7 protein-coding genes are annotated in these 13,237 nt (G+C 61.0%); all 7 read right to left on the bottom strand.

The features are described 5' to 3' along the window. Positions 1-41 precede the first annotated feature (41 nt). The gene (locus tag A8O26_RS11100; RefSeq protein WP_064118025.1) at positions 42-3,119 is read right to left on the bottom strand and encodes an autotransporter serine protease; all 3,078 of its coding nucleotides are present in this window, start codon (positions 3,117-3,119) and stop codon (positions 42-44) included. A gap of 96 nt (positions 3,120-3,215) precedes the next feature. Continuing rightward, positions 3,216-6,167, bottom strand: coding sequence for an autotransporter serine peptidase EprS (gene eprS, locus A8O26_RS11095; RefSeq protein ID WP_064118024.1), 2,952 nt, complete (start codon positions 6,165-6,167; stop codon positions 3,216-3,218). A gap of 324 nt (positions 6,168-6,491) precedes the next feature. Further along, positions 6,492-7,862, bottom strand: coding sequence for a TolC family outer membrane protein (locus A8O26_RS11090; RefSeq protein ID WP_064118023.1), 1,371 nt, complete (start codon positions 7,860-7,862; stop codon positions 6,492-6,494). 2 nt (positions 7,863-7,864) lie between these two features. Beyond that, positions 7,865-9,214 (bottom strand): HlyD family type I secretion periplasmic adaptor subunit, encoded by a 1,350-nt coding sequence (locus A8O26_RS11085; RefSeq protein ID WP_064118022.1) that lies wholly within the window; start codon positions 9,212-9,214, stop codon positions 7,865-7,867. Then, entirely contained in the window at positions 9,211-10,986 is a 1,776-nt protein-coding gene (locus tag A8O26_RS11080; RefSeq protein ID WP_064118021.1) for a type I secretion system permease/ATPase, read from the bottom strand. The genes A8O26_RS11085 and A8O26_RS11080 overlap by 4 nt, the downstream gene beginning before the upstream one ends. Positions 10,987-11,197: 211 nt before the next feature. Continuing rightward, a complete protein-coding gene (locus A8O26_RS11075; RefSeq protein WP_155740651.1) occupies positions 11,198-11,620 on the bottom strand; it encodes an AprI/Inh family metalloprotease inhibitor in 423 nt (140 codons plus the stop codon). Positions 11,621-11,712: 92 nt separating this feature from the next. Then, on the bottom strand, positions 11,713-13,176 hold the full coding sequence (locus tag A8O26_RS11070; protein WP_064118020.1) for a serralysin family metalloprotease: 1,464 nt from the start codon (positions 13,174-13,176) through the stop codon (positions 11,713-11,715). Positions 13,177-13,237 lie beyond the last annotated feature (61 nt).

The following is a 13,237-nucleotide window of genomic DNA, read 5'->3' as shown; positions in this document are numbered from 1 at the left end:
CTTCAAAAACCGGCAGTTCTCAAACGAACTGCCGGTACACCTTAGAACTGCCAGTCGAGGGTCAGACCCACACCGTGGTCCTTCTCGTTCGAACCGATCAGTCCGTTGTAATCGAGGTTCACTCGTACATCGCGATTGAGCGCCAGACCTGCGCGCACACCGACCACCGCCGCATCACGATCCATCGACACGCTCTGCACGGTGAACGCACTGTTGCCGTTGGCAAACGCCAGATGGCTGTCGGCATCGACATTGCTCAGGTTGTGCTGCCAGCCGAGGCTCGCGCCCAGTTCCAGTTGATGCTGATCCGACAGTGCGAAGCTGCGCTTGGCGCGCACGCCGAGGGTCGACAGCACCACATCACGATTGTCTTCGCCGCCCTTCAACGCTGCAGCATCACCCTTCTCGGTGAAGCTTTCGGTATTGAGGTGCACATAAGACAGATTGGCGAACGGCTCCAGGTTCATCGGTTGCAGACCCAGATCATAAGCGGCCTCGGTGAACACTTGCGTGGTCGCGGCGTCGTGCTTGGTCTTTTGTTTACCGCTGACGTCCCCGAACTGCAGGTCACGTTTGACGTCAACGCGATGCCAGCTGTAAGCGCCACCGACGGTCAGACGCAGTGCATCGATCTGATGCCCCAGGTACGCACCCAAGTGGTAACTGTCGACCGACGCCGACGAATGCGTGCCGCTGCCCATGCTCAATGAGCTGTCGCTATAACCGGTAACGAAACCCAGACGAGTATCTTCAGCGATCAAGCCGTCGACACCGGCCAGCAGGCCACCGATGGAGCTGTTGGAATCGGCATTCTTGTTACCGCCATCACTCTCGCCCCACGACCCCAGCACCTTGACCCAGACGTTGCTGCGATCGTCAGTCGGTGCGCCGGCATTGAACAGGTCACGCTCGCGCAGACGCTCGCCGACCGCTTCACGCAAGTAACGGCTGTCGTTGATCAGCATGGTGCCGATCGCCGGGTGAATCTCGCCGGACAACTGCTGGAACGCTTGCTGTGCCGATGCCGCATTGGGCGACAGCAACAGGGTTTCGAACAGCGCATTGCCCGCGCCCAGACGCTCGGCCGCCGCACCCACGGCGCGTTGGTTCGGTGTCAGACCGACGCTGGCGAACGAGGCGTCGTTACGCCCGACCGCCAACTGGATGCCATCCGCCGAGTACGCCAGCGTGCCGCCGAGGAAGGCGTAATCCGGCAACACCTGACCGAAGCGTCCTTCAATACCACCGGCCGCTTGCAGGATGTTGTAGCGCGTGCCGAGCAGGCTTTGCACCTCGTTGGTGGTCAGCAGCGTCGGGCTGTTTTCCAGCGACATGCTCACCGTCGCGCCTTCGATAACCGCTTTACCGGTGGCGATGATCTGATCACTGCTGGTCGGCGACAGCTCTACGGCGTAGGTCGAACCCGGTGCAAACGTCACGTCGCCAGCCACGTTCAGCGTACCGATCGAGTTGCCGGGTGCGACCGTACCGCCGCTTTTCACCGACAGCGCGCCGATGTGGCCATTGCCGCCGAGAATACCGCCGTCATTCACCGTCACCGCCGATTGCAGCGAACCGTTGATGGCCAGGCGGCCCTGATTGACCAGCGTCGGGCCGCTGTAAGTGTTGTTGCCGGTCAGCACCAGGGTGCCGAGGCCTTGCTTGGTCAGACCGCCGTGGCCGGAAATGTCGTTGCGCCAGGTGTCGAGGCCACAAGTGATGTCATTGCACACACGTTCGGTCGGTTTGCCCTGATCGATGATCGCGCCGATGCCCGGCAGATCGGCAACGAACTGGCCGGAACCATAAGCGCCATCGATACGGAATTCCGCCGGAATGTCCTGCTCAGTGACGAACATTGATGGTCCGTCGATGCCTTTGCGCAGATTGATCATGCCCCAGCCATATAAAGCGTCGATGCCCGGCGCGCCGAGGTCGGTGGCGGTGGTGCGCAATACCGTGGCGACTTGATCGCCGGTCATGTACGGGAAGCGCTCCATCAGCACCGCCATGGAACCGGCGACGTGTGGCGCAGCCATCGAGGTGCCGTTGTAGTTTTTGTAGCCGGTGGTCAGGTTGTCAGCGTTGGTGCCTTCGATGATCGAGCTGAAAATTTTCGTGCCCGGCGCCGAGACGCAGAAACTCGCGGTGTAGCCGCAACGCGAAGAGAACGTACTGATGATGTACGGGTTGGCGCTGGCCAGGTCCGGGTTCTGTTGCAACGCGGCGACGGTGATCCAGTTCGGCGCGATGTCCGGGACGAAATAGCCGAGGCCGGCGATAGCGTCCGGGTTGTTGAGGTTGTAGTCGTTGCCGGCGGCGAAGATCGTCACGATACCGCTGCGCGCGGCGGCAATCGCGCCGTCGTAGGCGCCACCGGGTTTAGTGCCGAGCAGCGTACGGATCTCGTTGAACTGCAACTGCGCGTCATTGACGGTGAAGTGCGGGTACGCCGGATCGCGGCCACCGAGGTCGAAACGGTCGGTGATGCCGATGCCCCAACTGTTGTTGATGATCCGCGCGCCGCTGGCGATCAGGGCATCCCAACCGGCCTTGTACACCGCGCCATCGTTACCGCGAACGATGCCGTCTTCCGGGCCCGGGTCGCCGTTGTCGGCACTGATGATCTGCGCGCCGAACGCCACACCGTGCATCACGCCACCGTCGCGGCTGCCGGCGGCGATACCGCCGACATGGGTGCCGTGGGCGCCGAGTTTGCCGTCGGAGCCGACCGAGGGCGAACCGTCATAGCGGAACGCATCCCCGGCTTTGACCGGGATGTACGGGTCGGTGTATTCACGAATGCCGCTGGTGACCAGTGTCACCACCTTGTTGCTGCCGGAAAATTCCGGGTGTGCGGCATACACCGGCTGGTCGAAGATGCCGAGTTTGACGCCTTTGCCGGAATAACCGGCGGCGTAGGCGTAATCCGCGCCGATCGCGCCCAGGCCCCAATCGGCCTTGAACTCACTGCTGCGCCAACTCGACGGATCGCCCGTGCGACCGTTTTCCACGTACGGCGCAGCGTGTGCCGTGCCGATGGCACAGAGCACGGCGAGCGTGAGGGTTTTCAGGGCAAAGCGGCCACCCGTTTGCGCGGGGGTATTGTTGTTATTCATCCAGCGACCTTCCTTAGTGATGTTGCGAAAAATCCGTTTGTCTCGATGTGGCGCCGTGCACTCCCTCGCCACAGGATTTGCGTCAGGCACAGTGGGTCAGAACTGCCAGTTCAGGCTCAGGCCAACGCCATGGCTCTTCTCGCGACTGGCCAGTTGTCCGTTGTAATCGAGGTTCACACGTACGTCTTTGCTCAACGCCAAACTGGCCTGCACGCCAACCAGTGCCGCATCGCGCACCAGCGCCGAGCTCTCCACCGAATACGGCGTGCCACCGCTGGCAAAGCGCAGATGCTGCTCGGAATCGATGTCGCTGAGGCTGTGCTGCCAGCCGAGGTGGCCGCTCACGTCCAATGATTGTTGAGGCGAAAGATTGAAGGTCTTGAGCGCCCGCACGCCGAGGGTGCTCAACACCGCGTCACGCTGATCACCGGAGCTTTTCAGCGCGGCACCATCACCCTTCTCGGTCAGACCTTCGGTGTTGAGATGCACATAGGCCAGATTGGCAAACGGCTCCAGTGCCAGCGGTTGTAGGTGCAGTCGATACGCCGCCTCACCGAACACCTGAGTCGTCGTCGCGTCGACCTTGGCTTTCTGTTTGGCGCTGACGTTGCCGTACTGCAAGTCGCGCTTCACATCAGCACGATGCCAGCTGTAGGCCGCGCCGGTGCTCAAGCGCCAGGCGCCGATTTCGTGGCCGGCGTAAGCGCCGAGGTGATAACTGTCGACTTTGGCCGATGAGTGCGTGCCCGAGCCCATGCTCAATGAACTGTCGCTGTAACCGGTGACCAGACCGATGCGCGTCTGCTCGTCCAGCGCGCCATCGACACCGGCCAGCAGGCCGCCGATCGAAGTGTTGTAGCCCGCCGTGTCGTGGCTTGAATCGGTGCTGCCCCACGCGCCGAGGGCCTTGACCCAGCCATTGTTCTGCGCCGCATTGGTGTCGTGCAGACGCTCGCCCACCGCGTCGCGCAACTGGCGGCTGTCATTGATCAGCATCGAACTCAACGCCGGGTAGATTTCACCGCTCAGTTGCTGGAAGGCGTGTTGGGCGGAAGCGGCGTCAGGCGACAGCAACAGGCTTTCGTACACCGAATTGCCCGCGCCCAGGTTCTCAACGGCAGACGCGACCGAACGTTGATTCGGTGTCAGACCGACACTGCTGAAGGTTGTCGCGTTGCGTTCGATGTCGAGTTGAATACCGTTGGCCGCGTAATCAAGGCTGCCGCCGATGAACAGGTAATTCGGCAGCACGGCACCGAACTGGCCTTGAATACCGCCGGCCGCTTGCAGAATGTCGTACTGGCGCCCGAGCAGGCTTTGCGCCTCGGTGGTGCTGAGCAGCGTCGGACTGTTTTCCAGCGACAGGCTGACGGTCGCGCCGCTGATGTTGGCTGTGCCGCCAGCAACAATACGGTCGCTGCTGGTCGGCGACAGTTCAACCGCGTAGGTCGAACCTGGCGCGAAGTTCACGTCACCGGCCACGGTCAATGTGCCGATGGAGTTGCCCGGCGCAATACGGCCACCGCTGTTGGCCGTCAACGCGCCGATCCGACCGGAACCGCCGAGTGTGCCGCTGTCGTTGACCGTGACGCTTGAGGTCAGCGCACCATTCACCGTCAGCAAGCCGCCATTGACCGTGGTCGGGCCGCGATAGCTGTTGTCACCGGTCAGGGTCAGATGTCCGCCGCCGGACTTGATCAGACTGCCTTGGTACACCCGGCTCGCCGCTGCCGCATCACGGGCGCTGCCGACCGCGTAATCAGTCTGATCCTGTTGGCTGGCGCCCGCCGCAACGCCGTTCTGCCAGCCCTTGTCTTGCAGGGTTTGCTGCCAGGCCGTGTGTTCGGCGAGGTCTTCGCTCTGGCGCTGGATCAGCGCCTTGTCGGAGATGTCGTTGCTCCAGACATCGCTCTGCCCCACCGCCAGACTGGCGTCGAACGCTCCGAGCAATTGCCCCGGCCCGCGCATCGCCCGGTTCAGATTGGCCACACCCCAGCCGACCCGTTCGGTGGGCGCGTCGGTCACCGAGCCATCCAGTTGCGTCGCGGTGGTCAACAGCACTTCGAGGGCCTGCTGATTGTTCATGTACGGGTAGCGTTCCATCACCAGCGCCAGTGCGCCGGTTGCATGCGGCGCCGACATCGAGGTGCCGGACTTGATCGCGTAATCGCCGCCGGGAATGGTGCTGTCGATCTTCGCCCCCGGCGTGGTAATGCACCAGTATTTGGCGAGCCCGCATTGGTTGTACTTCTGCTGATTGCTTTGATCCAGGCCCGACACTGCCAGCCAATGACCTTCAAGGTCTGGCTGAAAGTACGGCAGCGCCGAGCGTACGCTGGCGTTCGGGTAGCCGCTGTTGCCGGCGCTGAACACGTTGATCACGCCGCGCCGGGAGACGTCCGCAGCGGCATCCAGCCAGGTGCCTTTGTTCCAGTGCTGGGCATAGGCAGCGTGCAGATCAGCGAGTGTGCGATAGCTGACATCCGGCGGCTGACTGCCCCAACTGTTGTTGATCGCGCGCACGCCAGCCTCGGCGAGTGCGTCGTACACCGCTTTGAAATAACGCGGGTCGGGATTCGGGCCGAACAGGAAGCTGTCGTTCTTGTTGGTGTTGCCAACGTAGATCTGCGCGTTGTAGGCCACGCCGTGCATGCCGGTACCGTCGCGTGACGCGCCCATGGTGCCGACCACGTGGGTGCCGTGGGAGTCGTTGTTGGGATTGAGGGTGCCGTCGACGCTGAACAGAGAGCCGTCGATGTAGCTGCCGCTGGCCAATACCGGGTGATAGCGAGCCGAGGCGAACTCGGGGTGGGCGGCATCGAAACCAGAGTCGAGCGCGCCGATTTTCACGCCTTGGCCGGTGATGCCGGCGGCGTAGGCTTGCTCGGCCTGCATGCGGTCCAGACCCCAGTCACGCAGGAACTCGGCGCTGCGCCAACTGGCGGGGTCACCGGGTTTGCCGGCTTCGAGGTATTGGGCCTGCGCCTGGGTTGCAGAAATCACAAGCAGCAGGGTGCCGACCGAAATCGGCTTGATGCGTACGTCCATGTTCACCACTCACTTTTATTGTTTTATGCAGGTTCTTCTGCGGTGTTGCCTGTTCCCCTCACCCCAGCCCTCTCCCCGAGGGAGAGGGAGCTGACCGAGGTGTCTTACGTCTTACATCGACCTGAAAAACCGGGTTGATTATGGATTCGGTAGAGCATTTCCCTCACCCCAGCCCTCTCCCCGAGGGAGAGGGAGCTGACCGAGTTGTCTTGCGTCATGCATAGACCTGAAAAACCGCGTCGGTTATGGATTCAGTGACGTTCGATCACGTCGGTGTACTTCTGAAATATCCCCCGGTCAGTCCCCTCTCCCTCTGGGAGAGGGTTAGGGTGAGGGCTGGTGAGCGACCACAAAAGCCTCATCCACCCGCGCCAGATCCTGCTCGTTCAAGGTCCCGGCGTAGTAATGCAACTTCGTCCAGGCCATCAAATAGTCGTACCGCGCCTGCGCCAGATCGCGGCGCGTGGTGAACAGCTGCTGTTCAGCGTTCAAGGCATCCAGATTGGTCCGCTCACCACCGAGAATGCTCTGCTTGGTCGACACCACCAGCGCTTCAGCCGAACTCAGCGCTTTCTGATACGCGCGCAATTTGCTCACCCCCGACAAGCAGGCACTGAACTGCCGACGCAGCTCGATCAGCGTCTCGCGCGTTTTGCCATCCAGTTCGTATTCGGCCTGCTCCATGGTGCGACTGGCCTGACGCGTCGAAGCCGACACCCCACCACCGGCATACAACGGCACGCTGACTTCGAAACCAATGGTGTTGGTCTCGTAGCGCTGGTTGTACGTGTTGCCACTTTCCGACTCGTTCTGGCGCATCGACGCATACGCGCTGACTTTCGGCAGATGCCCGGCGCGGTTGCGCTCCACTTCATAGCGTGCGACTTCCACGGCCTGGCGTTGCGAGGCCAGGTTCGGGTTATTGCTGACCGCTATCTCGTGCCAGGTGTCGTAATTGGTCGGCTGCAGCGTGAACGTCTGGAAGTTCTGATCCAGCGGCACCAGATCGCCAATATCCACCGCCGGCGTGCCGACCAGTGCCCCCAGTTCGCGCAGCGCAGCATCCTGTTCGTTGCGCGCCTCGATCTCTTCGGCGGTCGCCAGTTCATAGCGCGACTCGGCCTCAAGAATGTCGGTGCGCGTGCCCTCGCCCTGCTTGAACATGTGCTCGTTCTGCTGGAACTGCTGCTCGTACGCCTTCTTCTTCGCCTGGGCGATGTCGATCTGGTCCTGGGCAAACAACGCCTTGGTGTAGTTGTCCAGCACGCGCACCAGCAACTCCTGGCTCTTGCCGCGAAAGTTCTCGTCGGCAAACAGCGACTGCGCGACACCTTTGCGATACGCGGCATAGGCCTCGTAATCGAGCAACGGTTGTTGCAGGGTCAGGGCCGAGCCGTAACTGTTGTAGTTACGCTCGTCAGTACGGTTACGTGCGCGCTCATCGAGCGAGGTGGCTTTCGACGTGTTGCGCCCCTTGTTGTAGGTGTAACCGATGCGCGGCAGCAGGCCGGCACGGCCAATCGCGCGGTTTTCCAGGCCGGCATCGCGTTCCTTGATCGCACCGAGGAACACCGGGTCATTGCGCAACGCTTGTTCGTAAATCTCGAACGGCCCCATCGCCGCCATTGCACTGTTGCCCGCCAGCAGCGCGAACGCTGCCGCCAGCATCGAAAGCTTATTCATACAGCCGAACATCCTTATTCCTCGGTCAACGCGGAGCCGGCCCGGTCGAGCAGCGGTTTGAACAGATAGTTGAGGAGTGAACGCTCACCGGTGCGCACGAACATTTCTGCCGGCATGCCGGGCTTGATCACCAGACCGTTGAGTTTCTCCATGGCCTGATCGCTGACGCTGCTGCGCAACACGTAGTACGGCACGCCGGTTTTCTCGTCGACCATCTGGTCGGCGGAAATCAGGCTGACTTCGCCCGGCACGCGCGGAGTTTTGCTCTGGTTGAATGCGGTAAACAGAATGTCCACCGGCAAATGCGTGCCGACCTTGTCGATCAGGTTGATCGGCAAATGCCCTTCCACTTCCAGCCGGGTGCCTTGCGGAACGATCTCCAGCAGCGTCTCGCCCTGACGCACCACTGCGCCTTCGGTGTGCACACCAAGGTTGACTGCGACACCGTCGGCGGTGGCGAGAATCTCGCTGTGTTGCAGGTCGAAACCGGCGGAGGTCAGTTGCTCGGACAGGGTGACGCTCTTCAACTGCGCATCGGCCAGTTGCGTGCGCACTTCCTTCTGATATTCCTCGCCGTGCTGTTGCAACTTCAGCCGCGATTCGAGGATGCCCTGCTCCACACGCCCGCTTTCACCGGTGTTTTCCGCCAGTTGCTGTTGCACTTGCGACAGTTGCCGCTGGTATTCCATCAAGCGGTTACGCGGGATGTAGCCGTTGTCGGCCAGCGGTTGCAGGTTGCTCAATTGTTGCTGCAGCGAATCGGCTTGGGCATTGAGGTCGGTACGCGCGCGACGCATGCCGGCCAGTTGCGCGGTGGCGCCTTCGATGCTCGCGCGCAATCCGGCCTGCTCGCGGTAGAACGCTTCGCGACGGCTGCTGAACAGTTGCCGCTGACCTTCCAGCACCAGTGCCAGACGCGGGTCCGGATCGCTGCTCAATTCGGCCGGAAAGGTCACTTGCTTGAGGTTGTCACGCTCGGCCTGCCAACGCGCCAGGCTCGCCCAGGCCATGCGGTACTGCGCTTGCAGCGATTGCACGTCGGCTGCGACCTGGGTCTGATCGAGACGAAACAGCGGCTGGCCCTGTTTCACGATCTCGCCTTCGCGCACCAGAATCCGGCTGACCACACCGCTGCTCATCGACTGCACGGCTTTGCGCTTGCCGGACACCACGACCGTGCCCTGCACCGGTATGCCTTGATCCAGTGGCGCCAATGCCGCCCAGGTGAAGAAACTGCCGGCGCCAACAATGGCCAGAATCCAGCCCATGCGTGCGAAGAACTTCGCGTCACGTTCCGGGCGTTCGGTGATGTAGGCGTGTTCCATGCTCGCTTCGTTTTCAGTGTTCATGCTCGCGCTGCTCATACACCCGAATTCCTTGTCGAGGGCTGATACTGTCGGCTCATGCTGAGCCCGCCCGGTGCTTGCGCAGGTTTCTCACGTTGTTGCTCCTGTTGGCCGGAGAGTGCCTTGAGCACGTCCTGACTTGGGCCGAAGGCCTGCAACCGGCCATCATTGAGGACCAGTAATTTGTCAGCCTGGGCCAGCACCGAAGAGCGGTGGGTCACCAGCACCACGGTGGTGCCTTGGGCTTTAAGCGCGGCGATGGCGCTGGCCAATGCCGCTTCGCCGACGGTGTCGAGGTTGGAGTTCGGTTCATCCAGTACCACCAGGCTCGGCGTGCCGTACATGGCGCGCGCCAGTGCCACGCGTTGCTTCTGGCCGCCGGACAGGCCGCTGCCGTCCTCGCCCAGTTGCGTGTCATAGCCTTGCGGCAAACGCAGGATCATTTCGTGGACGCCAGCCTGTTGCGCGGCGGCGACGACTTTCTGCGGATCAGCCTCACTGAAGCGCGCTATGTTCTCGGCGATGCTGCCACTGAACAGTTCGATGTCCTGCGGCAGGTAGCCGATGTACGGACCGAGTTGATCGCGGTTCCAGCGATGAATGTCGGCGCCGTCCAGGCGCACGATACCGCTCAGGGTCGGCCACACACCGACCAGCACCCGCGCCAGCGTCGACTTGCCGGAACCGGAAGCGCCGAGCACACCCAGCACCTCACCGGCAGCGAGATTGAAATTGACCATGTGCAAGGTCGCTGCACGTTGACCCGGCGGGCCGGCGCTGACCTGCTCAAAAGTGATCTGGCCTTTCGGCGCGGGCAACGCCATGGCCTCGTCGCTGGGCGGGAACGCTTGCAGCAGCGCATCGAGGCGGCGATACGCCAGCTTCGCCCCGCTCCACTGTTTCCATACCGCGATCAACTGGTCGATCGGGCTGAGCACGCGGCCCATCAGGATGGAACCGGCGATCATCATCCCGGCGGTCATGTCGCCCTTGATCACCAGCAATGCGCCGAGTCCCAGCACCAGCGATTGCAGGCACAGGCGCAGGGTTTTACTCAACGAGCTGATCACCGCACCGGTATCGCTGGCCTGATTTTGCAGGCCGAGGAAGCGCGAGTGCACCTGGAACCAACGCTTGCGCAGCGAACCGAGCATGCCCATCGCCTGAATGGTTTCGGCGTTGTGCAGGTGGCTGGTGGCCAACTGGCTGGATTTCTGCGAATAGCCAGCGGCATCGCCCAGCGGCTTTTTGGTCATGTATTCGTTGAGGCACGCCAGCGCGATCAGCAGTAGCGCACCCGCGGTAGCGAGCACGCCGAGCCAGACGTTAAACAGGTAAATCACAAACAGATAAACCGGAAACCACGGTGCATCGAAAAACGCGAACAGTGCAGGCCCGGTGACGAATTGGCGGATGTGGGTCAAATCGCCCAGCGACTGCCCGGCGTTGCCCTCGCCCTTGAACAGGTTGCGCTCGAACGCCGCTTGATAAACACGCAGGTTGAAGCGGCGCTCCAACTGGCTGCCGATGCGGATGACGATAAAGCTGCGCACCACTTCCAGCAGGCCGATAAAAGCGAAGAAACCGACCACCATCAGCGACAGCATCGCCAGGGTCGTTTCGTTCTGCGACGACAGCACCCGGTCATAGACCTGCAGCATATAGATGGAGGGCACCAGCATCAGCACGTTAATCAGTGCAGTAAAGCAGCCGACGCTGATCAGGATGCTCTTATAGTCACCCAATGCCTTGAATAAGGGAGCGGTGGCTGGGGCCTTCGCCATCTTCATTGATTATTCCTGAAAGATATCTCTCGCCAATCTTTGGCAAGACTGCAATTAGTTATCCGCGCACAGTCGGCATTTTCATTTCAAGTGGCTGCTTACACTTTCATAACAACTTCCGCGATTTAATGCGGTGCAGTTGCAATCGATCCTGTCTGCTTATAACCACAGCGTGACGCTTTATATTAAAACTTTGTCGCTTACTGGAGGATCAAGACTATTGCGTAGCACGCTCTAGTGTAATCACCAGCCCAGACTTCAAAGTCGTCAGATAAAACCCATCACGTTGTCGGCTGAAAAACTGGATTCTTGAGCCTTCCTTGCCGGTGATCGACAGGCCATCGGGATCGGGAAACCAGCCGACAGGGGTTTCTTCAAGCCATGCGCCGAGGCAGTCGGCACCTTTGCCCAACGTCTTGTTTACCGCCAGTTCGATGATGCAGGTGTTCGAAGGCTTGTCCTGCAGTTTTTTCGCCTGTGCATCGTCATTCCGGGTCGACAAGGTGGCCTGCCAAGGCCCGGCAAATACCGAGGGTTCTTCAAGTCTGAGGCTGCTTGCCATACTGGTTTCTCCTGAAATCATCATGAGCGCCGCCGAAAGCCACGCCGCTACCGTGTAGGTAAAAGCTTTATTGATCATGGGAATTTTCGCTCCGGCGCGTAGCCTTGCCTACCGATTCGACCGATGCAAGTAAAGAAAGCGGCGCATGACGCGCCGCTTTCCCCGTTACATCACGCCACGATGTCGCTGGTCGCTGCCTGGCCAACGGTGCTGACCTGGAAATCGGCCACGCCGTGCCCGGAGAAGTCCACCGACAGCAGGCTGTTGCCGCCCGACGAGGTCAGGATGGCATCGCCGGCAGCACCGGTGAAGCTGCTGACGAAGTGCAGACCTGCACCGTTGGTGATACCGGTCAGATCGATTTTGTCGAGACCGCTGACGAAATCGAGGATCTGATCGATCGCACCTGGCTTGGAGTCAGAGCTGGCAGCGAACACGAAGGTGTCCGAACCGGCGCCGCCCCACAGCTTGTCGGCACCGCCCGCGCCGTAGAGGATGTCGTTGCCGGCACCGCCCTTGAGCTCGTTGGCCACGCTGTTGCCGATCAGCAGATCGTTGCCCGAACCACCAATGGCGTTTTCGATGATCGCGCCTTTGGCGATGGACACGTTACCCACCATGCCGCCAACGTCGGAGAACGAGGCGTCATTAAGGTTGATCTTCTGGTTCTGGGTGAAGCCCGAGAAGTCCAGAGTATCCTTGCCACCGGCATCCCACACCGAGAACACCACTTTGTCACTCGACGACGACGCGCTGAGGAAATCGCGACCGGTGTTGGAGTTGAAGCCGTAGGTGGTGTCACCGGTACGGGTGGTGGTGTTGGCACCGTAGAGTTTCTGGATGGCAGCGATATCGTCCATCAGCGGGCCGGAAGCATAGGCTTCTACGCCGCCCTTGCTGAAGTTCTGGTTGGTGTTGCTTTCGCTCCAGTAGCTCATAAGGCTGTAACCGCGGGTGTCTTGCCCGTAGGAAGCATCCTTGTAAGTCGGGTTGCCTTCGCCGGCGTTGTAATCACCAGGGTGAGACAAGCCCAGGGTGTGACCGATTTCGTGCGTCAGGGTTTGACGCCCGTAATTGCTCAGGCCCGGGGTTTTGTTGACGTCGTAGCCACTGCCGGTCAGGTACCACGACTGACCGTCGTAGCCAGGTTCGGTGCCTGGCAGGAACGCGAACGCTGCTGCACCTTCCTGGCCGCCGCTGTAGTTACCGAAGGTCATGTGACCATCGCCACCTCTGGCCGCTTCGGTAAAGGTTACATTGGCGACGTCGGCCCAGGATTGCATGGCGAGCACGGCCTGAGCCTTCTGCAGGGCACTGAACTGACTGAACCCGGTGACACCCAGGCCGCTGAAGTTGGCGGTTTTGGCGGTCAGAAAAGTGTAGGTCAGTTCGATTTTGCCGCTGTGGTCAAGGTCGTTCCAGTGCGCGCCATCACGCAGCAACTGGGTGGCGGCCTGGTCGACCGAGAAGGAGGGTTTGCCATTGACCGTGAGGTTGCCGCCACGATCGTATTGATGGCTGAAGCTATTGATCTGGTTATACGCCGAGCTGGCTGCCGCCAGGGATTGTGGCGCCGCGGACAGCAAAAAAGCCTGTTCGGCGGTATCAATAGCATTAGCTTTAACTTTCGACATAAACACACTTCCTTGTTTAGCAATGGAACAGTTTTTGTCCGATAGGACTTTCTCTGGCGAG

The sequence above is a fragment of the Pseudomonas fluorescens genome (assembly GCF_001648775.1).
Classification (GTDB): domain Bacteria; phylum Pseudomonadota; class Gammaproteobacteria; order Pseudomonadales; family Pseudomonadaceae; genus Aquipseudomonas; species Aquipseudomonas fluorescens_M.
The sequence above is the reverse complement of the archived record's forward strand: the minus strand, read 5'-3'. Positions and strand labels throughout refer to the sequence as shown.